22 protein-coding genes are annotated in these 22,162 nt (G+C 72.1%); 7 read left to right on the top strand and 15 right to left on the bottom strand.

The genetic code is table 11. The features are described 5' to 3' along the window. The first annotated feature begins 103 nt into the window (after window positions 1-103). A complete protein-coding gene (locus tag ACGFYP_RS23090; protein WP_361963495.1) occupies window positions 104-700 on the top strand; it encodes a pyridoxamine 5'-phosphate oxidase family protein in 597 nt (198 codons plus the stop codon). 67 nt (window positions 701-767) lie between these two features. Here the strand turns inward: ACGFYP_RS23090 and ACGFYP_RS23095 are convergent, their stop codons facing one another. The 8 genes from ACGFYP_RS23095 to ACGFYP_RS23130 all read right to left on the bottom strand — a co-directional run bounded on the left by ACGFYP_RS23095 (window position 768) and on the right by ACGFYP_RS23130 (window position 8,036). Beyond that, window positions 768-1,304, bottom strand: a complete 537-nt coding sequence (locus ACGFYP_RS23095; RefSeq protein ID WP_361963496.1) for an arginine repressor — start codon at window positions 1,302-1,304, stop codon at window positions 768-770. A 7-nt stretch (window positions 1,305-1,311) separates the two neighbouring features. Beyond that, the gene (locus ACGFYP_RS23100; RefSeq protein ID WP_393496608.1) at window positions 1,312-2,511 is read right to left on the bottom strand and encodes an acetylornithine transaminase; all 1,200 of its coding nucleotides are present in this window, start codon (window positions 2,509-2,511) and stop codon (window positions 1,312-1,314) included. Then, entirely contained in the window at window positions 2,508-3,428 is a 921-nt protein-coding gene (gene argB / locus ACGFYP_RS23105; protein ID WP_361963500.1) for an acetylglutamate kinase, read from the bottom strand. Before argB ends, ACGFYP_RS23100 begins: the two co-directional genes overlap by 4 nt. Further along, window positions 3,425-4,591 carry a bifunctional glutamate N-acetyltransferase/amino-acid acetyltransferase ArgJ gene (gene argJ, locus ACGFYP_RS23110; protein ID WP_393496613.1) on the bottom strand — a complete coding sequence of 389 codons (1,167 nt, stop codon included), beginning with the start codon at window positions 4,589-4,591 and terminating at the stop codon, window positions 3,425-3,427. Before argJ ends, argB begins: the two co-directional genes overlap by 4 nt. Beyond that, window positions 4,588-5,616, bottom strand: a complete 1,029-nt coding sequence (argC, locus tag ACGFYP_RS23115) for an N-acetyl-gamma-glutamyl-phosphate reductase (protein WP_393496616.1) — start codon at window positions 5,614-5,616, stop codon at window positions 4,588-4,590. The genes argJ and argC overlap by 4 nt, the downstream gene beginning before the upstream one ends. Before the next feature lie 166 nt (window positions 5,617-5,782). Continuing rightward, on the bottom strand, window positions 5,783-6,886 hold the full coding sequence (locus tag ACGFYP_RS23120; protein ID WP_393496619.1) for a hypothetical protein: 1,104 nt from the start codon (window positions 6,884-6,886) through the stop codon (window positions 5,783-5,785). 257 nt (window positions 6,887-7,143) lie between these two features. Beyond that, window positions 7,144-7,560: a VOC family protein gene (locus ACGFYP_RS23125; RefSeq protein WP_393496622.1), complete on the bottom strand. Its 417-nt coding sequence runs from the start codon at window positions 7,558-7,560 to the stop codon at window positions 7,144-7,146. A 68-nt stretch (window positions 7,561-7,628) separates the two neighbouring features. Next, window positions 7,629-8,036, bottom strand: a complete 408-nt coding sequence (locus tag ACGFYP_RS23130; protein ID WP_393496626.1) for a helix-turn-helix domain-containing protein — start codon at window positions 8,034-8,036, stop codon at window positions 7,629-7,631. 190 nt (window positions 8,037-8,226) lie between these two features. Here ACGFYP_RS23130 and ACGFYP_RS23135 point away from each other — a divergent pair, with 190 nt between their 5' ends. The 3 genes from ACGFYP_RS23135 (at window position 8,227) to ACGFYP_RS23145 (ending at window position 11,209) form a co-directional block, all read left to right on the top strand. Continuing rightward, window positions 8,227-8,997: a YqjF family protein gene (locus ACGFYP_RS23135; RefSeq protein ID WP_393496629.1), complete on the top strand. Its 771-nt coding sequence runs from the start codon at window positions 8,227-8,229 to the stop codon at window positions 8,995-8,997. 70 nt (window positions 8,998-9,067) lie between these two features. Beyond that, complete coding sequence (locus ACGFYP_RS23140) at window positions 9,068-9,556, top strand: sigma factor-like helix-turn-helix DNA-binding protein (protein WP_393496632.1); 489 nt, start codon at window positions 9,068-9,070, stop codon at window positions 9,554-9,556. 93 nt (window positions 9,557-9,649) lie between these two features. Beyond that, a complete protein-coding gene (locus ACGFYP_RS23145; protein WP_393496636.1) occupies window positions 9,650-11,209 on the top strand; it encodes an ABC-F family ATP-binding cassette domain-containing protein in 1,560 nt (519 codons plus the stop codon). Between the two features lie 15 nt (window positions 11,210-11,224). On the opposite strand, the gene ACGFYP_RS23150 is transcribed toward ACGFYP_RS23145, so the two are convergent. From ACGFYP_RS23150 to ACGFYP_RS23160, 3 genes are all read right to left on the bottom strand, one after another. Continuing rightward, the gene (locus ACGFYP_RS23150; protein ID WP_393496640.1) at window positions 11,225-12,412 is read right to left on the bottom strand and encodes a methyltransferase; all 1,188 of its coding nucleotides are present in this window, start codon (window positions 12,410-12,412) and stop codon (window positions 11,225-11,227) included. Between the two features lie 76 nt (window positions 12,413-12,488). After that, entirely contained in the window at window positions 12,489-13,064 is a 576-nt protein-coding gene (locus tag ACGFYP_RS23155; protein ID WP_393496643.1) for a histidine phosphatase family protein, read from the bottom strand. Window positions 13,065-13,276: 212 nt separating this feature from the next. Then, window positions 13,277-14,713, bottom strand: a complete 1,437-nt coding sequence (locus ACGFYP_RS23160) for a PLP-dependent aminotransferase family protein (RefSeq protein WP_393496646.1) — start codon at window positions 14,711-14,713, stop codon at window positions 13,277-13,279. Here ACGFYP_RS23160 and ACGFYP_RS23165 point away from each other — a divergent pair. Next, the gene (locus ACGFYP_RS23165; protein WP_393496650.1) at window positions 14,712-15,767 is read left to right on the top strand and encodes a DMT family transporter; all 1,056 of its coding nucleotides are present in this window, start codon (window positions 14,712-14,714) and stop codon (window positions 15,765-15,767) included. The genes ACGFYP_RS23160 and ACGFYP_RS23165 overlap by 2 nt on opposite strands. Before the next feature lie 122 nt (window positions 15,768-15,889). Further along, on the top strand, window positions 15,890-16,084 hold the full coding sequence (locus ACGFYP_RS23170) for a DUF1918 domain-containing protein (protein ID WP_361963526.1): 195 nt from the start codon (window positions 15,890-15,892) through the stop codon (window positions 16,082-16,084). Window positions 16,085-16,117: 33 nt separating this feature from the next. Here the strand turns inward: ACGFYP_RS23170 and ACGFYP_RS23175 are convergent, their stop codons facing one another. Then, on the bottom strand, window positions 16,118-17,461 hold the full coding sequence (locus tag ACGFYP_RS23175) for a glycoside hydrolase family 10 protein (protein ID WP_393496654.1): 1,344 nt from the start codon (window positions 17,459-17,461) through the stop codon (window positions 16,118-16,120). 169 nt (window positions 17,462-17,630) lie between these two features. Between ACGFYP_RS23175 and ACGFYP_RS23180 the strand changes: the two genes are divergently transcribed. After that, window positions 17,631-18,491: a 3-hydroxybutyryl-CoA dehydrogenase gene (locus tag ACGFYP_RS23180; protein ID WP_393496657.1), complete on the top strand. Its 861-nt coding sequence runs from the start codon at window positions 17,631-17,633 to the stop codon at window positions 18,489-18,491. A gap of 81 nt (window positions 18,492-18,572) precedes the next feature. On the opposite strand, the gene ACGFYP_RS23185 is transcribed toward ACGFYP_RS23180, so the two are convergent. The 3 genes from ACGFYP_RS23185 to ACGFYP_RS23195 form a co-directional block, all read right to left on the bottom strand. Then, window positions 18,573-19,103, bottom strand: a complete 531-nt coding sequence (locus ACGFYP_RS23185) for an NUDIX hydrolase (protein WP_393496660.1) — start codon at window positions 19,101-19,103, stop codon at window positions 18,573-18,575. A gap of 51 nt (window positions 19,104-19,154) precedes the next feature. After that, entirely contained in the window at window positions 19,155-20,492 is a 1,338-nt protein-coding gene (locus ACGFYP_RS23190; protein WP_361963532.1) for a transcriptional regulator, read from the bottom strand. A 261-nt stretch (window positions 20,493-20,753) separates the two neighbouring features. Next, window positions 20,754-21,833: a PP2C family protein-serine/threonine phosphatase gene (locus ACGFYP_RS23195; protein WP_393496664.1), complete on the bottom strand. Its 1,080-nt coding sequence runs from the start codon at window positions 21,831-21,833 to the stop codon at window positions 20,754-20,756. Window positions 21,834-22,162: the final 329 nt, after the last annotated feature.

A 22,162-nucleotide genomic window follows, 5' to 3' on the forward strand; every position in this document is an offset into this window, starting at 1 on the left:
TATAACTATGCGGTCCTCCGTATGTTTTGTCAATCGAGTCGAAACTCGCTGGTCGGAGGGGGCGGACGGCTCCGGCGGGAGGCCGGCGCGCAGAATGAGCCGCATGGGAAAGACATATGAACGCATCGAGGGTCGGCTTCGGACCTTCATCGAGGCCCAGCCGATCTTCTTCCACGCCACTGCCCCGCTCGACGCCGACGGCACCGTCAACCTCTCGCCCAAGGGACTGACGGGATCCTTCGCCGTCATCGACGAACTGACCGTCGCCTACCTGGACTTCGCCGGGTCCACCGCCGAGACCGTCGCGCATCTGCGCGAGAACGGGCGCATCACGCTCATGTGGTGCGCGTTCCAGGGGCCGCCGAGCATCGTGCGGGTGCACGGGCGGGGCGAGCCCGTGTTCCGGGACGATCCGCGGTGGGAAGGGCTCATGGCGCACTTCCCCTCGATCGACGTGACGCAGCACGGGCTGCGCGCGATCATCGTCGTCACGGCCGAGGTGATTCGGGACTCCTGCGGGTACGCCGTGCCGTTCATGACGTACGACCAGGACCGCGATCTGCACGGGAGGCGGTTCGCGCGCGAGGACGACGCCTCGCTGAGCGCGTACTTCGAGAAGAAGGACCACATAGGCGTCAGCATGGACGGACTGCCTGGACTGCCGCTGCCCCTGCCGCCGCTCCCCCGGCCGGAGCACTAGGGACAGCCCCTGGGCCGGGCCGGGCGGGTCGCCCCGCCGGCCCCGGCCATGATCCGCCGGGCAGCCCCTAGCGGTCGTTCTGCGCGAGCCGCAGCAGGTGGTCGGCGAGGGCCTGGCCGCCCGCCGGGTCGCGGGAGATCAGCAGCAGCGTGTCGTCGCCGGCGATCGTGCCGAGGATCGCCCGGAGTTCGGCCTGGTCGATGGCCGACGCGAGGAACTGGGCCGCCCCCGGCGGGGTCCGCAGGACCACCAGGTTGGCGGAGGCCTCGGCGGAGATCAGCAGTTCGCCGGAGAGGCGCCGCATGCGCTCCTCCTTGGCGGACTCGCCGAGCGGCGCCTGCGGGGTGCGGAAGCCGCCCTCGCTGGGGACCGCGTAGATCAGCTCGCCGCCCGTGTTGCGGATCTTCACCGCGCCGAGCTCGTCGAGGTCGCGGGAGAGCGTCGCCTGGGTGACGCTCAGCCCGTCGTCCGCGAGGAGCTTGGCGAGTTGGCTCTGCGAGCGCACCGGCTGCCGGTTGAGGATGTCGACGATCCTGCGGTGGCGTGCGGTACGGGTCTGCGGAACGGACGGCCCGCCGTGCTCGGTTTCCTGCGCATCGGTCATCGTCGTCTCATTCTCCGGTTGGTCCTTCCCCGTTCACCGCTCCGTCGAGGACACCGGGCAGCGCTGCCAGGAACACGTCCACCTCCGCGTCGGTGATGATCAGTGCCGGCATGAGCCGTACGACATCGGGGGCGGGCGCGTTCACCAGGAGACCGGCGTCCTGAGCCCCCTGCTGCACCTGGGGCGCGAGGGACTCGGTGAGCACGATACCCAGCAGGAGGCCCGCACCACGGACATGGGAGACCAGCGGGTGGTTCAGACCCTCGATTCCGCTCCGCAGCTTCTCGCCCAGTCGCTTGACCTCGTCGAGCGTTCCGTCCGCCGCGAGCGTGTCGATCACGGCGAGTCCGGCGGCGCAGGCGACCGGGTTCCCGCCGAAGGTCGTGCCGTGGTGGCCGGGCTTGAAGAGCTCGGCCGCCGGGCCGAAGGCGACGGTCGCGCCGAGCGGCAGCCCGCCGCCGAGCCCCTTGGCCAGGGTCACGATGTCCGGCTCCACGCCGTCGTGGCCCTGGTACTCGAACCAGTGGCCGGTCCTGCCGATGCCCGTCTGGACCTCGTCGAGGACCAGGAGGGTGCCGGTGGCCCGGGTGATCTCGCGGGCGGCCCGGAGGTAACCGACGGGCGGCACGACCACGCCGTTCTCGCCCTGGATCGGCTCGATGATCACCAGCGCGGTCTCCTCGGTGACCGCGGCGCGCAGCGCCTCGACGTCTCCGTACGGCACGTGCGTGACGTCACCGGGCAGCGGCAGGAACGGGGTCTGCTTGCCGGGCTGACCGGTGAGGGCGAGCGAGCCCATGGTCCGGCCGTGGAAGCCGCCCTGGGTGGCGACCATGTGGGTACGGCCGGTCAGCCGGCCGATCTTGAAGGCGCCCTCGTTGGCCTCGGCGCCCGAGTTGCAGAAGAAGACCCGCCCGGTCCGGCCGAAGAGCTGGAGCAGCCGCTCGGCGAGCGCCACGGGCGGCTCGGCGACGAAGAGGTTGGAGACATGGCCGAGTGAGGCGATCTGCCGTGACACGGCCTCGACGATCGCCGGGTGGCCGTGGCCGAGCGCGTTGACCGCGATGCCGCCGACGAAGTCGAGGTACTCGGTGCCGTCGGCGTCCCAGACCTTGACGCCCTCACCGCGGACGAGGGACAGCTTCGGCGTGCCGTAGTTGTCCATGAGCGAGCCCTGCCACCGCCGGCCCAGTTCCGCGTTGCTCATTTCCCGTCCCCCGTGGTCTGGTCGGGCACGACCATCGTGCCGATGCCCGAGTCGGTGAAGATCTCCAGCAGGATCGAGTGCTGGACGCGGCCGTCGATCACACGGGCCGTGGTGACCCCGTTCCGTACGGCGTGCAGACAGCCCTCCATCTTGGGGACCATCCCGCTGGAGAGCTCGGGCAGCAGCTTCTCCAGCTGGCTCGCGGTGAGCCGGCTGATGACCTCGTCGCTGTTCGGCCAGTCCTCGTAGAGGCCCTCGACGTCGGTCAGGACCATCAGGGTCTCGGCGCCCAGCGCCGCAGCGAGAGCCGCAGCCGCCGTATCAGCATTGACGTTGTAGACATGTCCGTCGTCCTCGGAGCGGGCGATGGAGGAGATGACCGGGATCCGGCCGTCCTCCAGGAGCGCCTCGATGGCGCCGGTGTCGATGGCGGTGATCTCGCCGACCCGGCCGATGTCGACCTGTTCGCCCTCGATGATCGGCTGGTGCTTGGTGGCGGTGATGGTGTGGGCGTCCTCGCCGGTCATGCCGACGGCGAAGGGGCCGTGCTGGTTGAGCAGGCCGACCAGTTCGCGCTGGACCTGGCCCGCGAGCACCATCCGTACGACGTCCATGGCGTCCTCGGTGGTGACGCGCAGCCCCGCCTTGAACTCGCTGACGATGCCGTGCCGGTCGAGCGCGGCGCTGATCTGCGGGCCGCCGCCGTGCACGACGACCGGCTTGAGGCCGGCGTGGCGCAGGAAGACGACGTCCTGGGCGAAGGCCGCCTTGAGCTCGTCGTCGATCATCGCGTTGCCGCCGAACTTGATGACGACCGTCTTGCCGTGGTGACGGGTCAGCCACGGCAGCGCTTCGATGAGGATCTCGGCCTTCGGGAGCGCGGTGTGCTTGCGGGTCGGGTTCGTGGAGTCGCTCATGACGAGTACGCGCTGTTCTCGTGGACGTAGTCGGCGGTGAGGTCGTTGGCCCAGATGACGGCCGTCTCGGAGCCGGCGGCGAGGTCGGCGGTGATGGTGACCTCGCGGTAGCGCATGTCGACGAGGTCGCGGTCCTCGCCGACCGAGCCGTTCCTGCAGACCCAGACGCCGTTGATGGCGACGTTCAGCTGGTCGGGGTCGAAGGCGGCGCCGGTGGTGCCGATGGCGGAGAGCACCCGGCCCCAGTTGGGGTCCTCGCCGTGGATGGCGCACTTGAGGAGGTTGTTCCGGGCGATGGAGCGGCCCACCTCGACGGCGTCGTCCTCGGTCGCCGCGTTGATCACCTCGATACGGATGTCCTTGCTGGCGCCCTCGGCGTCGCCGATGAGCTGGCGGGCGAGGTCCTGGCAGACGGCCGTCACGGCCTCGGCGAACTCGGCCTGCTCCGGGGTGATGCCGGAGGCGCCGGAGGCGAGGAGGAGGACGGTGTCGTTGGTGGACATGCAGCCGTCGGAGTCGACCCGGTCGAAGGTGACCTTGGTGGACTGCCGCAGCGCGGTGTCGAGGTCCTTGCCGGCGACGTCGGCGTCGGTGGTGAGGACGACGAGCATGGTCGCGAGGCCGGGGGCGAGCATGCCCGCGCCCTTGGCCATGCCGCCGACCGTCCAGCCGTCCTTCGTGACGACGGAGGTCTTGTGGACGGTGTCGGTGGTCTTGATGGCGATGGCGGCCTTTTCGCCGCCGTGCTCGGAGAGCTCGCCCGCGGCCTTCTCGACACCGGCCAGGACCTTGTCCATGGGCAGGAGGAGACCGATGAGGCCGGTGGAGGCGACGGCGACCTCACCGGCGCCGATGTCCTCGCCCTGCGCGGCGAGCACCTCGGCGACCTTCTCGGCGGTCGCGTGGGTGTCCTGGAAGCCCTGCGGGCCCGTACAGGCGTTGGCGCCACCGGAGTTGAGGACGACGGCGGCCAGCTCGCCGTCGGCCAGGACCTGCTGCGACCACAGGACGGGCGCGGCCTTGACGCGGTTGGAGGTGAAGACTCCCGCGGCGGCGCGGCGCGGCCCGGTGTTGACCACGAGGGCCAGGTCCGGGTTGCCGTTCTGCTTGATCCCGGCGGCGATGCCCGCTGCCGTGAATCCCTTCGCTGCGGTGACGCTCATGGAGCGACTCCAATCGTGGAAAGTCCGGTGTCCTCGGGGAGCCCGAGGGCGATGTTCATGCTCTGCACCGCGCCGCCGGCGGTGCCCTTGGTCAGGTTGTCGATGGCGCTGATCGCGATGATCCGGCCCGCCGCGACGTCGTGGGCGACCTGGATCTGAACGGCGTTGGAACCGTATACGGACGCAGTGGCGGGCCACTGCCCCTCGGGGAGCAGATGGACGAAGGGCTCGTCCGCGAAGGCCTTCTCGTACGCGGCGCGCACGGTCTGCGTGGAGACCCCGGGCTTCGCCTTGGCGGAGCAGGTGGCGAGGATGCCCCGGGACATGGGCGCGAGGACCGGTGTGAAGGAGACGCCGACGCGCTCGCCGGCCGCGGCGCTGAGGTTCTGGATCATCTCGGGCGTGTGCCGGTGGCCGCCGCCCACGCCGTACGGAGACATGGAGCCCATGACCTCGCTGCCGAGCAGATGCGGCTTGAGGGCCTTGCCCGCGCCGGAGGTGCCGGTGGCGGCGACGACGACCGCTTCCGGCTCGGCGAGGCCGTTCTCGTACGCGGGGAAGAGCGCGAGGGAGACGGCGGTGGGGTAGCAACCGGGCACCGCGATGCGCTTGGACCCCTCCAGCGCGGCGCGGGCACCCGGCAGTTCCGGAAGGCCGTAGGGCCAGGTGCCGGCGTGCGGGGACCCGTAGAAGGTCTCCCAGTCGGCGGAGTCCTCGAGCCGGAAGTCGGCGCCCATGTCGACGACGAGGACGTCCGGGCCGAGCTGCTCGGCGACGGCGGCGGACTGCCCGTGCGGCAGCGCGAGGAAGACGACGTCGTGGCCGGCCAGCGACTCGGCGGTGGTCGGCGCGAGGACGCGGTCGGCGAGCGGGAGCAGGTGCGGCTGAAGGCCGCCGAGCCGCTGACCGGCGTTGGAGTGGCCGGTCAGGGTGCCGATCTCGACGTGGGGGTGGGCGAGGAGAAGGCGCAGGAGCTCTCCACCCGCGTATCCGCTCGCACCCGCCACTGCTGCTCGTGCCGTCATCAGAACCCTCCTCATGGATGGCATGACTATACGTGCACCCGCAGTTTTATGCAACGCGCTGCATGTCGCTCGCTCCACCCCTCCGTGATCGAGGACTTCAGTTTACGGGCGGGCGGATGGCTTGTGGATCTTTGGCCCCACAATGCTGCGTTGCGTCCACATTGCGCTACGGCGTATATCCGGTGGTGACGAAGAAGGCCCCGTACTTGAAGGAAATGGCCGCCAGTACGGCGAACGTGACAGCCAGCGAGATCGGTCTTGCCTTGGCCAGGAAGGTGGCCGCGGGCAGCAGCAGAGTGAATCCCGGCAACAGAAAGCGGGGCTTGATCTGAATGAAGCCGCTCACGCCCACAGCCATGGCCACCAGGATCAAGCTGAAGACGATTACGGCTGTCGGCGGACGCGAACTCACGAGGATCCAAAGGAGTACGAGGCCTCCGATCACGATGAGCACGGATACCTGCTCCACCGTGCTCACGTTGCCGGCGGCCACCCTGCTGGTGGCCTCGATGACGGACTGGCCGAAGTCGACGCGCGTTTTCCAGTCGCGTTGCACATCGAAGTAGCCCATCGGTCGCCCGGTACACAGTCCGACCCACACGAAATAGCCGAGCAATCCCAGCGGCGCGATGAAGATCGCGGCGAGCGTTCGACGCCCGCGCGGAGATGCGAGCACCGCCGTAATGACGACGGCAGCCACCAGTGCCACGCCCAACGGGCGGGTCAGGCCCGCGGCCACGGCAAGGAGGGACGCCGTGATCAGACGCTGCTTCACCAGGGCATACAGCGACCAGGCGCACAGCGCGGTGAACAGCGCCTCCGGGTAGGCCATGGACTGGATGAATGCCTGCGGCAGCAGACCCCACAGGAGGACGAGCAGTACCCCAACACGGTTGCTGTGCAGGACTGTTCCGAAAGCGTGGATCCCCCATGCCGCGACGAAGGAGGACACGCATGTGACCAGCAGCGCGGTACCGACGATGGTCATCGGCAGCAGTTCGCTGACCGCTCGCACGACCCCCGGATACAACGGAAAGAACGCGAGGTCCTGCCATCTGCCGGCCGGGCCACCGCCGTAGCCGGGAATCAGCTCTGCCTGCCCGTAGCCGTGCTGCGCAATTCCCAGGTACCACTGCGCATCCCATACATGGCCCAGCAGTGTCGCAAGAGACTTGTCACTCTCGGCTGATTGCGTCGCAATCCAGGCGACCCCTACGACCTTGCATACCAGGTAGCCGATGAGTGCCAGTTGGGCGCGTCGATACGACAAGATGACACGCCGAAGCAGAATGCTCCACCGTGACTTCCACAGAACTACCTGTCCAGTTGCCGCACCAGTCTCGACGGTCAATTCGTGCCCAATCATCGGCGCCGCAGTTGATAGCGCGGTCGTGAACCAACAATCGGGAGCCTACTCAGAGCACGTCCGAGAATGCGCGCAATGGAAAATTACTCGCCGAGGATCACAGAGAGTGTTCACCGATCGGCGGACAGTCTGAATCCTCGCTCTCGCCCTCGGAGGAGGCGTCAGCCGGTGCGGGGCTGGTTGAAGCGGAGCATGTTGCCCGCCGGGTCGCGGAAGGCGCAGTCGCGGACGCCGTAGGGCTGGTCGGCCGGCTCCTGGAGGACCTCGCCGCCGGCGGCCCGGATGCGCTCGAAGGTGGCGTCGCAGTCGTCCGTCTGGAAGATCACGCCCCGGAGCATGCCCTTCGCGAGCAGCTCCGCCATCGCCTGGCGGTCCGCGGGAGAGGCGTTGGGGTCGGCGAGCGGCGGTTCCAGGACGATCTCCACGTCGGGCTGCTGGGGCGAGCCGACGGTCACCCAGCGCATGCCCTCGAAGCCGACGTCGTTACGGACCTCCATGCCGAGGACGTCGCGGTAGAAGGCGAGCGCCTTGTCATGGTCGTCGACCGCGATGAAGCACTGTGCGAGCTTGATGGTCATGGCTCCGACGATAGGAGGCGGCGCCGGATTCCGCTTCCGTTTCGCGTCGAGGCCGCCCGGCGTCGGCGCTAGGTGACCGGGGAGCCGTTCCTGATCGGTCGCGTGTGGATCTTCGCGAGACAGGCCGGGATCGGGGCGCCCGCCTCGTGGCAGCGGGCCCGATAGGCGCTGGGGCTCTCTCCGACCAGCTCGGTGAAGCGCGTGCTGAACGAGCCCAGAGACGTACAGCCCACGGCGAAGCAGACCTCCGTGACGCTCAGGTCACCGCGGCGCAGCAGCGCCTTCGCCCGCTCGACGCGCCGGGTCATCAGATAGCTGTACGGCGTCTCCCCGAAGGCGGCGCGGAAGCTGCGGGAGAAGTGCCCGGCCGACATGAGGGCGATGCGCGCCAGCGCAGGGACGTCCAGCGGCTGCGCGTAGTCGCGGTCCATCGCGTCGCGTGCGCGGCGCAGGCGCACCAGGTCTTCGAGCGTCACATCAACCAGCATCGCAGACCGGTACGACAGCCGGGGGAAGCTGAGGGGGACGCGTCTGGGGCGGGGCCGCACGCGCGGGACCGGGGGGGCCGGGCCGCACGCGCGGGACCGGGGGGGCCGGGCCGCACGCGCGGGACGGGGGGGCCGGGCCGCGCGTCTGCCGCCCGGAGCGTTCTGTCATTCTTACGCCGTGCCGCAGCCCGAGTCCGTCGTGCCCGACGCCCCCGCGCCCGTACGCGACCCGCTCCTCACGCAGGAGTGGCTCGACCTCACCTTCGTCCACTGGGCCGTCGACCCGGACGTCGTGGCCCCGCTGCTGCCGAGAGGGACCGTGCCGGACACCCACGACGGGCTCACGTACGTGGGGCTCGTGGCCTTCCGGATGCACAAGGTCGGGTGGCTGCGGCTGCCGGGGATCCCGTACTTCGGCTCCTTCCCCGAGACCAACGTGCGCCTGTACTCGGTCGACTCCCACGGGCGGCGCGGTGTCGTCTTCCGGTCGATGGACGCGTCACGGCTTGTCCCGGTGGTGATGGGGCGAGTCGGCTTCCAGCTGCCGTACCTGTGGTCCCGGATGAGCGTCCGTACCGAGGGCGAAACGGTCGACTACGCCAGCTCCCGCCGCTGGCCGGGCCCGCGCGGGGCGTACAGCCGCCTCACCGTGGAGCGGGGCGAGCGCGTCGAGGAACCCACCGAGCTCGAGCACTTCCTCACCGCCCGGTGGGGGCTGCACAACGCCTTCTTCGGTGCGGCGGCGTTTCTGCCCAACGACCATCCGCGCTGGCCGCTGTACCGCGCGGAGCTGCTCGCGTGCGAGGAGAACCTGCTCGCCTCGGCCGGGCTCCCGACGCCCCGCGAGGCCCCGGTCAGCGTCCTGTACTCGCCGGGGGTCCCGGTCCGCCTCGGCCGGCCGTCCCGCTCCGCCCCGACCGTTCCCCACCCCCGCCGGCCGCCGCTCTAGCGGCTGTCACATCGGCCCCGACGGACGCGTCATCGCTTCGAAGGCCGATGTAGAGGAGTAGTGAGGGCCCATGAACGGCGACACGTTTCTGGCCGGGCAGTTCGACCTGCACCACGAGCGGCTGCGGGGCGTCGCCCGGCGGATGCTGGGCTCTCGGCACGAGGCCGAGGAGGCGCTGAGCACGGCGAGGGAGGCGGCCGGGCTCACCGGGATCGACTCCTGGCTGACGACGGTGGTCGCACGGGCCTGCGTGGAGCGGCTGCGGGCCCGGGCGGGCGCGCAGCCCGAGCCGATGGCGAAGGTGACGCAGGTGACGCCGGAGGGGGCGGCGCTCGCGGACGGAACCGGTCTGGCGCTCTTCGTGGTCCTGGACTCCCTCAGCCCGGACGAGCGGCTCGCCCTAGTCCTGCACGACCTTTTCGCCCTTCCGCTGCCCGAGGTCGCCCGCCTCACCGGCCGTACGGCGGCGGAGGCGGCGTGCCTCGCCGAACGCGCCCGGCGGCGCGTCCGGGGCGGCGCTGCGGAAAGTCACGTGCGCCCGGGCCGGGACCCCCGTTAGCCTGGGGCGTATGTCTACGCCCCGAATCTCCTAGCTCGAGGACCCACTCCCACGCCACCCGTGTGTCCTTCTGCTTCTTCGGAGCGTTACCTCATGATCACCGTTCGTGGTGCCGACCTGCGCGTCGGCGCCCGGCTCCTGCTGTCCGACCTCTCCTTCCACGTCGCCCCGGGCGACCGGATCGGCCTCGTCGGCCGCAACGGAGCCGGGAAGACCACCCTGCTCGACACCCTGGCCGGGCTGCGCCCGCCGGCCGCCGGGGCCCTCACCCGTACCGGCGAGATCGGTCATCTCGCGCAGGACTCCCGCGCCGCCGACCCCACCGTGACCGTCACCGACCGGATCCTCTCCGCGCGCGGACTCGACCGGGCCGTACGCGAGCTCCACTCGGCCGCCGCCGCGCTCGGCGAGGCCCCCGACGAGCGGCGCATGACCGCGTACGCCCGTGCGGAGGCGGAGTTCGAGGCCCGGGGCGGGTACGCCGCCGAGGCCGAGGCCGCCCGCGTCGCGGCCGGCCTCGGGCTGCCCGCCGACGTCATGGACCGGGCCGTCGGCACGCTCTCGGGCGGCCAGAAGCGCCGGGTCGAGCTGGCCAGGATCCTGTTCGCCGGGCACGGCCGCGAGGGCACCCTGCTGCTCGACGAGCCCACCAACCACCTCGACGCCGACTCGATCGGCTGGCTGCGCGGCTTCCTCTCCGCCCACCAGGGCGGTCTCGTCCTGATCAGCCACGACGTGGCGCTCCTGGCCGACACGGTCAACCGGGTCTTCCACCTCGACCCGGCGCGCGCCACGATCGACGTGCACAACACCGGCTGGGCGCGGTACCTCGCCCAGCGGGACGCCGACGAGCGCCGCCGGACCCGCGAGCGTTCCAACGCCGAACGCAAGGCTGCCTCGCTGCACGCCCAGGCGGACAGGATGAAGGCCCGGTCGGCGACGGCGACGACGGCCCGGAGCATGGCGCGCCGCGCCGACCGGCTGCTCGACGGGCTCGACCCCGTACGGCAGGCCGAGCGCGTGGCGCGGATCCGGCTGCCCGAGCCCGCGCCGTGCGGCCGGACGCCGCTGGGCGCGTTGTCGCTGACCAAGTCCTACGGGGGTGGGCGCCCGGTCCTCGACGGCGTCGACCTCGCCGTGGACCGGGGCACCCGCCTGGTCGTGCTCGGCCTCAACGGCGCGGGCAAGACGACCCTGTTGCGGCTGCTCGCGGGCGTGGAGGTGCCCGACTCGGGGCGGGTGGTGCGCGGGCACGGTCTGCGGATCGGGTACTTCGCCCAGGAGCACGAGACGCTCGACCTCGGGCACACGGTCCGCGCGAACCTGTCCGCCGCGGCGCCCCATTTCCGGGGCGACGACGCCGACAAGCCGGCCGGGGTGCTGTCGGGCGGCGAGAAGACGCGCCTCGCGCTGGCAGGACTGGTCCACTCGGGCGCCAATGTCCTGCTCCTGGACGAGCCCACGAACAACCTGGACCCCGCCTCGCGCGACGAGGTCCTGGCGGCCGTCGGCACGTACCCGGGCGCGATCGTGATGGTCACGCACGACGAGGGCGCGATCGACGCGCTGCGGCCCGACCGGGTGCTGCTGCTCCCGGACGGCGACGAGGACCTCTGGAGCGAGGAGTACCGGGACCTCGTCGCCCTGGCCTGATCCAGACGAAAGGCCCTAGGGCCGCTCGTCCCGGCGGGCCCGTCCGCCCGACCGCTTGACCGCCCGCAGGACCACGAACTTCGGGTCGCTCGCGACCAGTTCGCAGGAGCCGAAGATCCGGCGCAGGGTGACGTGGTAGCCGAGGTGCCGGTTGCCCACCACCCACAGTTCGCCGCCCGGCCGCAGGACGCGCCGCGCGTCGGTGAACATCCGGCGGGCGGTGCGGTCGGTGGTGGCCTGGTGGCTGTGGAAGGGCGGGTTGTTCAGGACGAGGTCCACCGACTCCGGGGCGAGCTCGGCCGTCCCGTCGCCGACCAGGAACTCGGCGGTGCGGGCGGGCCCGACGTGGGTACGGAAGTTCTCCTCGGCCGAGGCGACGGCCGGGTACGACTCGTCGGCGAAGACCACGTCGGCCTCGGGCTCGGCGAGGGCGACGGCAAGGCCGACGACTCCGTTGCCGCAGCCCAGGTCCACGACCCGGGCGCGACCGAGGCCGGTCGGCAGGTGTTTCAGGAAGAAGCGGGTGCCGATGTCGAGGCGGTCGGCGCAGAAGACGCCGGCCTGGTTGACGACGGTCCTCCCGGCGACGGTCCCGGCGTCGGCGGGGAGGTCGTAGCGGTACGGCCAGGGGTTCGCGGACCGCTCACGCGCGGGGTCCGGGGTGCAGAAGATGAGCCGGGCCTTCTTGGCGGCGAGCGAGGTGCGCGTGGGGCCGAGGATCGACTCGAAGAGCTGGAGCGTGGAGGTGTGGATGTCCTTGACCATGCCCGTACCGACGACCACGGTGCCCTCGTGCAGGGCGGGCGCCAGCCGGTGCAGCTGGTCCTCCAGGAGCCCGAGGCTCTTGGGGACGCGGACGAGCAGCACGTCGATGCGCTCGGGCGGCGCGTCCTGGGTGGTGAGGAGCCGTACCGCGTCCGGGGCGAAGCCGGAGCGGGCCAGGTTCTCGGCGGTCGCCCGGCGGCCGAGGTAGGAGTCGGTGATCTGCGCGAGCGCACCGGGCCGGCGGGCCGCGAGCGCCGTGGCGAGGGCGCCCCAGCGGTCGCCGACGACGGCGACCGAGCCGGACAGATCGGTGTCCGTCTCGGCCAGGTGGCGCAGCAGGTACTCGTCGGAGGCGTCCCAGGCACGGAGCTGGTCGCGGGGGTCCTCGGGGAAGCGGGTGAGCGGGAACTCGCCCCATGACGTGGTCAAACGGTTCATCGTGCCCTCAGGCTAGCCGGTCGCCGCGCCTCGCCCGGCCGACCGTCGCCCGGAACCGCTGCCAGAACGAAAGGCCCTAGCCGACGGCCGCCTGGAGGTGGAGGTGCCAGAGGCCGGGGCGGCCGGTGAGGGTGACCGTGGACAGCGGGCGGACGTCCACGCTCCAGAACGTGGCGGGCGGCGCCTTCAGCGCGTACACGAGCGCGGCTCGTACGACGGAGGGTTCGGCGACGGCGACGATGGCCCCGTCGTCGGCGGGGCGGGTGTCGAGCCAGCCCCCTATCCGCGAGATGAAGGCGAGGAGGGTCTCGCCGCCGTGCGGGGCGATGCGCGGGTCGCTGAGCCAGGCGTCGACGGCGGCGGGTTCGAGCGCCGCGACCTCCGCGAGGGTAAGGCCGCGCCAGCGGCCCATGTCGCAGTCGCGCAGGGCGGGCTGGGCGAGCGGGGCGTAGCCGAGCGCGGTGCCGGTGGCCCTGCTGCGGGGCGTCGGGGAGCAGTAGCGCAGCTCGGCCGCGCCGAGCGGGACCAGTGACTGCGCGGCGAGCTGCACCTCGTACCAGCCGGCCTCGTCGAGCGGCCGGTCGTCGTCGAAGCGCTCGGCGAGCAGGGAGGAGCTGCGCGCCGCTGCGACGAGCGTGACCCGTAGACCCATGGCCGCGATCGTGAGGCCGGACGCCTGGCAGGTCAAGAGGGCATATGCGCGGGCTCCGGTCACAGCCGTGGGCCGGTCGCGGGTCCGCGCTGTCCGGCAGCTCTGCAGTTGTCCCGGTTCCGCCGGGGCCCGAATCCGACCTTCCCGCACAGATCGCGCGCTTCGTCCGTGGCCGGAACGATGCGGCGCGAACCGCACCGCTCCAGGTGGGCTCAGCCGGTCAGCTCGTCGACGGCCGTCCGCAGCCGGCGCACGCCCTCGGTGATCTCGGCGCGCCCGGCCAGGCCCGCGAAGCTGAGCCGGATGTACCCCGCGGGCGGTTCGGCGCTGAAGTACGGGCGTCCCGGGGCGACGGCGACCCCGGCCCGCAGGGCGCCCGCGAGGAGCGCTGCCTCGGGCAGGGAGTCGGGGAGCCGGAGCCAGAGCTGGTAGCCGCCGGAGGGGATGTGGGGCAGGGCCAGCTCGGGGAGGCGCTGGGCGAGGGCGCCGGCCATGGCGGTGCGGCGCTCCTTCAACTCCTGGGAGACGGCGCGCAGATGGCGGCTCCAGGCGGGCGAGCCGACGAGTTCCAGGGCGGTCTCCTGGAGGGGGCGCGAGACGAAGAAGCTGTCGACGACCTGGATGGCGCGGAGCCGTTCCAGGACGGGGCCGCGCGCGGCGAGGGCTCCGACGCGCAGGCTGGGCGAGGTCGGCTTGGTCAGGGACAGGACGTGGACGACGACGCCGTCGGGGTCGTCGGCGGCCAGCGGCGCGGGGAGCGGTCCGGCGTCCTCGTGGACGAGCAGGCGCGCGAAGTCGTCCTCGACGACGAAGGCCCCCGCGGCCCGGGCGATCCGGACCACGGCGCGCCGCCGCTCGGCGTCGAGCACGGCGCCGGTCGGGTTCTGGAAGAGCGGCTGGCAGACGAAGACCCGGGCGCCGGTGGCCTTGAAGGCCGCTTCGAGCAGCTCGGGGCGGACTCCGTCGGCGTCCACCGGTACGGGTACGGGGCGCAGGCCGGCCGCACGGGCGACGGCGAGCATGCCCGGGTAGGTGGGCGACTCGACGAGCACGGGGGCGCCGGGCGGGGCGAGGGCCCGCAGGGCGGTGGCGATCGCGGGCTGGCCGCCGGCGGTGACGAGGACGTCGGCGGCGGTGACGGTGCCGCCGATCTCGCGGGCGAACCACTCGCGGAGCTCGGGCAGACCGTCGGTGGGCGGCCGGCCCCAGGCGCCGGGGCGGCGGCCCGCGCGGGCGAGGGCGCCCGCCATGGCCCGCTCCGGCTGGAGCGAGGGGTGCAGATAGCCGCCGTTGAACTCGATGACGCCCGGCGGCGGCGCCGACAGGGTCACCAGGACACCGGAGGCGTCGACGCTGCGCGGGACCAGTTCCGTCGCGGTGTCGGCGCTCAGCGCGACCTCCTGCCAGGAGGTGTCGCCCGCCACGGCCGTCCGCTCGCGCGGCTCCGCGCGGTACGCCCCGGCTCCCGGCCGGGTGACGACGAGGCCCTCGGCGGCGAGCTGGGCGAGGGCGCGGGTGACGGTCACCGGGGAGACGCGGTACCGCTCGACGAGGGCGCGGCTCGACGGCAGCTTCCCGCCGGGTGAGTAGCGGTTCAGCTCGCCCCTCAGAGATGTGGCCAGTTCAGCGACACTGCTACGCTCATGCATGACAGCACAGGATAGCGCTACTCCCACCACCACGATAGCGGTCGGCACCGCCGGGACGGTCTCTCCGGCGCTCGACGCGGCGCTCGACTCGACGGTCGAATCGGCGGCCGAATCGGCGGCCGACCCCGCGGTCCACCCGGCGCTCCACCCTGCGGCCGACCCTGCGGTCCCCACGGGAATCACCCGGGGCGTCTCCCCGCAGACACGCGGCACGCTCCTCGCCGGCCTGGGCGTCTTCTCGTTCTCGCTCACCTTCCCCTCCACCGCCTGGGGCCTGGAGAGCTTCGGCCCCTGGTCCCTCGTCGCCGTGCGCTCCACGCTCGCCGCGCTCATCGCGGGAGCCTTCCTGCTCGCGATGAGGGTTCCGCTGCCCGAGCGCCGCCACTGGGCGGGCCTCGCCGTCGTCGCCTGCGGAGTCGTGGTGGGCTTCCCGCTCCTGACGACGCTCGCCCTGCAGACCTCGACCACCTCGCACGCCGCCGTGGTCGTGGGCCTGCTGCCGCTCACCACGGCGGCCTTCGCCGCGATCCGCACCGGCCGCCGCCCGTCCCGTACGTTCTGGATCGCGGCCGTAGCCGGCGCGGTGGTCGTCCTCGCGTTCACGCTCCAGCAGAGCGGCGGCGCCCTGTCCACGGGCGACCTGTACCTCTTCGGCGCGCTCCTGGTCTGCGCCGCCGGCTACACCGAGGGCGGGCGGCTGGCCCAGCTCATGCCGGGCTGGCAGGTCACCGGCTGGGCCCTGATGCTCTGCCTGCCGCTGATGCTCGTCGGCTCGGCCGTCGCCCTCTCCTTCGAGCCCGTCCACCTGACCACTCACGGCGTCGTCGGCCTGATCTGGGTCGCGGCGGGCTCCACCTTCTTCGGCCTGTACGTCTGGTACCGGGGCATGGCGGCCATCGGCATCCCCAAGGCCAGCCAGCTCCAGCTCGCCCAGCCGCTGCTGACCCTGGTCTGGTCGGTCACGCTGCTCGGCGAGACGCTCTCGCCCGCCGCGCCGGTGGCGGCAGCCGCCGTGCTCGCCTGCATCGCGGTGACACAGCGCGCGCGGAGCTGACCCGGCGCGCGGAGCTGAGGGGCGCGGCTCGGGACTGGGCGCGCGCCCGGGGGTGATGCGGGTCACAATGGCGGACATAGGCTCGGATCGAGGACAAGCACGGCCGCGAGGAGGCCACACCGATGGAAGCGCGCGTGGGCGACAAACTGCTGGTGCACGGCCGGACCGTCGGTCAGCACGACCGTACGGCCGAGGTCCTTCAGGTGCTCGGCGAGAACGGCAACCCCCCGTACCGCGTCAAGTTCGACGACGACGGCCACGAGGCCCTGATGGCTCCGGGCCCCGACACCGTCGTACGCCACCACGAGAAGTCGTGAGGAGAGCCGCCCGGTCAGGCACGGACAGGGTGCCTAGCCGGGCGGAGGCACGTAGGTCGGGTAGTGGTCGGCCACGACGGTGGTCATCGCCCCGATCGGGTCCTTCCTGACCTCCGTCGCCGCGAAGAAGCAGTGCCCGCCGACCTCCGGATACCGGGCGGCGAGGCTCAGGTGACGGGAGAGTTCCTTGCGGTCCTGCCAGGCGGCGGGCTGGGCGGGGTCGCCCGCCTTGTAGAGCGACTCACCGACGAAGAGCCCGACGCCGGTGCCCCGTGCCACCGCCGCCCACCAGGGCAGGAGCCTGGCGTAGTCGGCGGCCTCGAAGCCGATGTGCCAGTAGAGCTGCGGGATCACGTAGTCGATCCAGCGCTCCCTGACCCACTTCCGGGTGTCCGCGTACAGGTCGTCGTAGCTCTGCACGCCCGTCCGCGTGTCCGAGCCCCCGGGGTCGGTCGTCGCGTGGCGCCAGACGCCGAAGGGGCTGATGCCGAAGGCGACCCCGGGTTTGATCTCCTTGATGCGGGCGGCCATCTCGGAGACGAGCAGGTCGGTGTTGTTCCGCCGCCAGGCCGCCTTGTCCCGGAAGCCGCCGCCGTACCGCGCGTAGGCCTGGTCGTCGGCGAAGGTCTGCCCGGCCACCGGGTACGGGTAGAAGTAGTCGTCCCAGTGGACGGCGTCGATGTCATAGCGGCGGACGGCGTCGAGCATCGCGTCCTGGACGAACCGGCGCACCTCGGGAAGGCCGGGGTTGTAGTGCAGCTTCCCGCCGTACGGAACGATCCACTCCGGGTGACGCCTGGCCGGATGGTCCGCCGAGAGCCGTTTCGGGTCCGTGTGGTTCGCCACACGGTACGGGTTGAACCAGGCGTGCAGCTCCAGACCCCGCGCATGGGCCTCCGCGACGGCCGTGCCCAGCGGGTCCCAACCGGGATCGCGGCCCTGAACCCCGGTCAGGCACTCCGCCCACGGCTCGTGCGGCGAGGGCCACAGGGCGTCGGCGGTCGGCCGCACCTGGAGGACGACGGCGTTCAGCCGGCGGGCGACGGCCCGGTCGAGGTGGGCGAGGAGTTCTGACCGCTGCGCCTGGGCGCTGAGCCCGGCGAGGGAGGGCCAGTCGCGGTTGTAGACCGTCGCGATCCACATGCCCCGGAACTCGCGCGCGGGCGCCTTCTTCGGTTCCGCCCGCGCACCGCCGTTGTCGGTGCCGGTCTCCGCTTCCGCACCCGCCCCCCTGCCCGCTCCCGTACCCACTTCCCTCGCCACTCCCCCTCCCGATCCCGCTCCCGATCCCGCTCTCGCGCTCGCGCTCGCGCCCGTCGTGCCGAGCATCGCGAGGGCCGTGCCCGCCACGAACCCCCTTCTCCCGATCAGACCCATTTGTCGTCCCTTTGTGTCGGATACGTCACACCCACAGTCAGAGCATGCCCGCCCCGGCCGATCGATCATCGGTTAATGAGCGGTAACGTCGTGGGGTCGAGGCGTACGCACCGGAATCAGACGGGGCCCGCCGCCAGAGAAGAGCGAAAGGCACGAGGTGACGGACTCCATGGCCGACATTGAGCGCGTCGGAGTGGTGGGCTGCGGCCAGATGGGCGCGGGCATCGCGGAGGTGTGTGCCCGCAGCGGTCTTGAGGTGATGGTCGCCGAGACCACCGGCGAGGCGCTGGAGATCGGCCGTACGCGGCTCTACAACTCGCTCGCGAAGGCCGCCGAACGCGGCAAGATCAGCGAGGAGGAGCGCGACGCCACGCTCGCGCGGCTCAGCTTCACCACCGACCTGGGCGAGTTCGCCGACCGCGACCTCGTCATCGAGGCCGTGGTGGAGAACGAGCAGGTCAAGACCGAGATCTTCAAGGTCCTCGACCAGGTGATGACCCGGCCCGACGCGATCCTGGCCTCCAACACCTCGTCCATCCCGCTGGTCAAGCTGGCGGTGGCCACCTCCCGCCCTGACCAGGTCATCGGCATCCACTTCTTCAACCCGGCCCCGGTCCAGAAGCTGGTGGAGCTGATCCCGGCGCTCACCACCTCCGAGGGCACGATCAGCCGCGCCCAGGTCTTCGCCGAGAAGGTGCTCGGCAAGCACGCGATCCGCGCCCAGGACCGCTCCGGCTTCGTGGTCAACGCGCTGCTGGTGCCCTACCTGCTCTCCGCGATCCGGATGTTCGAGTCGGGCATCGCCAGCCGCGAGGACATCGACAACGGCATGGAGTTCGGCTGCGCCCACCCGATGGGTCCGCTGAAGCTCGCGGACCTGATCGGCCTGGACACGATCGCCTCCATCGCCGACTCGATGTACACCGAGTACAAGGAGCCGCTGTACGCCGCTCCCCCGCTGCTCCAGCGCATGGTGGACGCGGGCCGGCTCGGCCGCAAGACGGGCTCGGGCTTCTACCCGTACGCCTGAGCCGCCCGACGTCCGAACGGCCCGTACACCGCACAGGTACGGGCCGTTCGGCGTTCCCGAGCCGCTCCGACCACGAGCGCGTCAGCCGAGGCGCAGGTGGTGGAGCATCAGCAGCCCGGCGGCCATGTTGGCGGCCGGGATCTCACCCCGGGAGATCATGTCCGGGATCAGCTTGAGCGGTATCCACTCGCGCCGCGAGGACTCGAAGTCGTCCTCGGGCGGGCCGATGTACGTGGCTTCCTCCGCCCAGTAGAGATGGTGCCGGGCGTCGGTGAGGCCGTTCGACGGCTCGACGGTGAGGAGATGGCGCAGGGGCCCCGGGCGCCAGCCGGTCTCCTCCTCCATCTCGCGGGCGGCGGCCGCTTCGAGGTCCTCGCCGTCCTCGACGACACCGGCGGCCAGCTCCCAGCCCCAGCTGTCGGTGATGAAGCGATGCCGCCAGAGCATGAGGACTTCGTTGGCCTCGTTGACGGCGGTCGCGACGGCGACCGGGCGGAGCCGGATCAGATAGTGGTCGAGGTGGCGGCCGTCCGGGAGCTCGACGTCCGCGAGGTTCACCCGGAACCAGCGGTTCTCATAGACAGGTTGTTCGCTCAGTTTCGTCCACTGCACGTTTCTGCCACCTTCCGATTGGTCGGTGGCAATATGGCAGCAGCCCCAGGCTCACAGGGGAACGCGTAGTGCCCCGTCGATGAGTTCGGCCGCCTGCCGCGCGTCACCGCAGTCGCTCGCGAGCAGATGCTCCCGCACCAGTCGCAGCCGGTCGCGCAGCCGCTGGGACTCCATCCCCCGCGCCCGCTCGGTCATCTCCACCGCCGTCCGCGCGGCCGCGTCGGCCTCGCCCTGCCGCAGCTCGATCTGGCAGAGCATGGCCAGCCGGTGCACCCGGCCCCTGTCGTGCGCCGGCGTCTCGACGGCCGCCCGCGCGTGCTCCCGGGCCGCCGGAAGATCACCCAGGCTGAGCAAGGCCTCGGCGACCTGCACGTTGACGAGACCCGGCTGGACGTAACCCGTCTCGGCCGGTTCGTAACCGGGTCTGATCCGCTCCGCCTCCGCTTCCGCGCGCCGGATGCAGGCCAACGCGGCGGCCCCGTCGTCGAGATGGGCGTACGCCTTCGCCTGCATCGCCGAGAGGTCGGCGGCGAGCGCCGGGGTGATCCGCCCTCCCGCCGACCGCAGCGCCGCCTCGGCGAACGCCACCGCCTGCCGGTACTCCCCCATGAACAGCGACTGATTGACGAGCAGCGCGACCACGTACGCGCCGAGGCCCCGGTCCCCGCTCGCCTTCGCGAGCCGCAGCGCCTGGTGGAAGTAGCGCTGCGCGAGACCGAGGGCGTCGGAGTCGTACGCGCAGATGCCGGCCACGGCCACCAGACCGCCGGTGGCACGGTGCAGCTGCCGGCCCAGGCTGTCGCCGTACGCACCCCGCAGCAGCGGCGCCGTCTCGGAGTTGAGGAAGCCGACGATCCGCTGCCTGGTCGCCACTCCGCCGGTCTTCCGGTACATCTGCTCGTAGTGCGCCCGGGCGGCGCCGAGCATGGCGATGTCGGCCGTCGAGACCCGGGTCCGGCCGTCGCGGGAGACGTCGGAGTCCTCCGGCGGGTTCTCCCACTCCCAGACCGGCATCACGGCCGGGGTGCCGGTGACCGCCTGCACGCCGAGTATGTGCGGCCGCTGCTGCTCGTCGGAGCGCCACAGGGCGGTGGCCCGCTCGACGAACGCGGAGAGCGGCGAGCCGTGGGCGACGGCGCCACCGGTCACGCCCAGACCGATGTCGTCCAGGGTGACCGCCCGGTGCAGCCTCGCCGCGAGGACCTCGCAGATCAGGTCGGGCACCTGGCCGCGCGGTCGCTGGCCCTTCAGCCAGCGGGCCACGGCGGTGTGTTCGTAGCGCAGGGCCAGGCCTCGGGAGCGGCCCGCCCGGTTCACATGGGCGGCCAGGCCGGCGTGCGAGACGCCCGCCTCGTCCAGAAGGGCGTCGAGCAGGGTGTTGGGGTGCATGGGCCCCTCCGATGACTCGGTGCGCACAGCGTAGTGGTGGGCGGTTTCGCACGGGGTGTGAATGAAGTGCCCGTTCTTCCGGTCCGTGCACTCTGCCGCCGTCCCCTCGGGGCCGGTTGACTGAGCGCCTCGCCGCAAGGCGACCCGGGCCGCCGGGCTCCCCCCTCGTACAGTGCGGCGGCCCGCCCCGCGCCGCCCGCCCGCCGACCTGCCCGACACTCCCAGGCGGTCCGGGCGGCGCCGGCCTCAGGCCCTGTCCGCTCAACAGTGAGGGGAGGGTTCAGGTCGGGTACGGCGCAGCCCGGGTTCGGCGGGCTGCGCCGGAACCCGCATCCGGTCGTTGCGGACGACCAACAGGGCCACGTCGTCCGCGAGTCGACCACCGGTGTGCCGCAGCAGGGCGCCGTGCACGCGGCGAACCAGCGCCGCCGGCGAGAGGGGCACGTCACGGGCGGCCTCGGTGAGGACCGCTTCGAGGCCGAAGAACCGACCCGCCCTGTCCCGGGCCTCCTCCGCGCCGTCGGTGTGCAGGAAGAGCGCCTCGCCCGGCAGGAGCCGGGTGCAGTGGTACGGGGTGAGGTCGGCCGGCAGCGGGAACGTGCCGAGCGGCGGAAGCGGGTCGCCTGCGGGGAGGGCCTCGACCCGGCGGCCGATCCGGTACGGGCCGGGGTGCCCGCAGTTGAGCGCGTACACCTCCCCGTCCTTGCTGATCTCCAGGAGCAGGACGGTCACGAACTCCTCGGCCGCCGGATGTTCCGGTTCCCGTCCGGAGCAGGACGCCGGGTGCTCCTCCCGCGCCCGCTCCCGCAGATGCCGGGCGAGCGCCCGGTCGAGGCGTCGCAGCACCCCGCCGAGTTCGGGCTCGTCGTGGGCGGCCTCGCGGAAACTGCCGAGGACGGCGACCACCGCGCCGAGTGCGGCGAGACCGTGGCCCCGGACGTCTCCGATGACGACCCGCACGCCGTAGGGCGTGGCCACCGCCTCGTAGAGATCACCGCCGACGGCGGCGCCCCGGGAGGCGGAGAGCTGTCCTGCCGCGACGGCGAGGCCGTCGAGCCGGGGCGGGGGTGGGCGCAGCAGGACCCGTTGGGTGGCGTCGGCGATGGCCCGCATCCGCTCCAGCTCGCGCGAGAGGCCCCGGCGGAGACCGAGGATCAGCCCCGTGCCGACGCTGAAGAAGACCACGCTGGTCGCGATCCGCATGGCGAGCCCCGGTTGCTGGGCCAGCGGACAGCCGAGTTTCCAGGTCACGGCAACGGCACCCCAGAGGGTGGGAAGGGCGAGAGGTCCCAGCCTGCGCAGCCGGGAGCCATCGGAGAGCAACGTCCTGGTACGGATCATGCACGGCCCTTCCTGAGGCCCTGCAGCGCCCGAAGGCCCTGCGGCACACAGGCCCGCCCCTGTGGCCGCGTCGATTCTCCCGATCGCACCGGGCACGGGGGAACGGCCCCTGGGCATCTCACCCGAAGGAGTGAGCGCCACCGGCGCGCCGCCCCGCGCCACACCTCCGCCACCCGCACACGCGCGGCGGCCTCGCACGGGGACTCGACGGACGGGCCCCGCGCGGGGTCCCGGAACGCCGGAGGGGGGGGGGGGGGGGGGGGGGGGGGGGGGGGGGGCGGGGGGCGGGGCCCCCGCGCCCCCCCCCCGGGCCCGGCGGCCGCCGGCCC

This window comes from Streptomyces sp. NPDC048370, assembly GCF_043200825.1.
Classification (GTDB): domain Bacteria; phylum Actinomycetota; class Actinomycetes; order Streptomycetales; family Streptomycetaceae; genus Streptomyces.

What these genes read in the sequence shown, in the direction of transcription:
- ACGFYP_RS23090 (WP_361963495.1), top strand. Translation starts at nt 104, where the DNA reads ATGGGAAAGACATATGAACGCATCGAGGGTCGGCTTCGGACCTTCATC.
- ACGFYP_RS23095 (WP_361963496.1), bottom strand. Translation starts at nt 1,304, where the DNA reads ATGACCGATGCGCAGGAAACCGAGCACGGCGGGCCGTCCGTTCCGCAG.
- ACGFYP_RS23100 (WP_393496608.1), bottom strand. Translation starts at nt 2,511, where the DNA reads ATGAGCAACGCGGAACTGGGCCGGCGGTGGCAGGGCTCGCTCATGGAC.
- argB (WP_361963500.1), bottom strand. Translation starts at nt 3,428, where the DNA reads ATGAGCGACTCCACGAACCCGACCCGCAAGCACACCGCGCTCCCGAAG.
- argJ (WP_393496613.1), bottom strand. Translation starts at nt 4,591, where the DNA reads ATGAGCGTCACCGCAGCGAAGGGATTCACGGCAGCGGGCATCGCCGCC.
- argC (WP_393496616.1), bottom strand. Translation starts at nt 5,616, where the DNA reads ATGACGGCACGAGCAGCAGTGGCGGGTGCGAGCGGATACGCGGGTGGA.
- ACGFYP_RS23125 (WP_393496622.1), bottom strand. Translation starts at nt 7,560, where the DNA reads ATGACCATCAAGCTCGCACAGTGCTTCATCGCGGTCGACGACCATGAC.
- ACGFYP_RS23140 (WP_393496632.1), top strand. Translation starts at nt 9,068, where the DNA reads ATGAACGGCGACACGTTTCTGGCCGGGCAGTTCGACCTGCACCACGAG.
- ACGFYP_RS23145 (WP_393496636.1), top strand. Translation starts at nt 9,650, where the DNA reads ATGATCACCGTTCGTGGTGCCGACCTGCGCGTCGGCGCCCGGCTCCTG.
- ACGFYP_RS23150 (WP_393496640.1), bottom strand. Translation starts at nt 12,412, where the DNA reads ATGAACCGTTTGACCACGTCATGGGGCGAGTTCCCGCTCACCCGCTTC.
- ACGFYP_RS23155 (WP_393496643.1), bottom strand. Translation starts at nt 13,064, where the DNA reads ATGGGTCTACGGGTCACGCTCGTCGCAGCGGCGCGCAGCTCCTCCCTG.
- ACGFYP_RS23165 (WP_393496650.1), top strand. Translation starts at nt 14,712, where the DNA reads ATGACAGCACAGGATAGCGCTACTCCCACCACCACGATAGCGGTCGGC.
- ACGFYP_RS23160 (WP_393496646.1), bottom strand. Translation starts at nt 14,713, where the DNA reads ATGCATGAGCGTAGCAGTGTCGCTGAACTGGCCACATCTCTGAGGGGC.
- ACGFYP_RS23170 (WP_361963526.1), top strand. Translation starts at nt 15,890, where the DNA reads ATGGAAGCGCGCGTGGGCGACAAACTGCTGGTGCACGGCCGGACCGTC.
- ACGFYP_RS23175 (WP_393496654.1), bottom strand. Translation starts at nt 17,461, where the DNA reads ATGGGTCTGATCGGGAGAAGGGGGTTCGTGGCGGGCACGGCCCTCGCG.
- ACGFYP_RS23180 (WP_393496657.1), top strand. Translation starts at nt 17,631, where the DNA reads ATGGCCGACATTGAGCGCGTCGGAGTGGTGGGCTGCGGCCAGATGGGC.
- ACGFYP_RS23190 (WP_361963532.1), bottom strand. Translation starts at nt 20,492, where the DNA reads ATGCACCCCAACACCCTGCTCGACGCCCTTCTGGACGAGGCGGGCGTC.
- ACGFYP_RS23195 (WP_393496664.1), bottom strand. Translation starts at nt 21,833, where the DNA reads ATGATCCGTACCAGGACGTTGCTCTCCGATGGCTCCCGGCTGCGCAGG.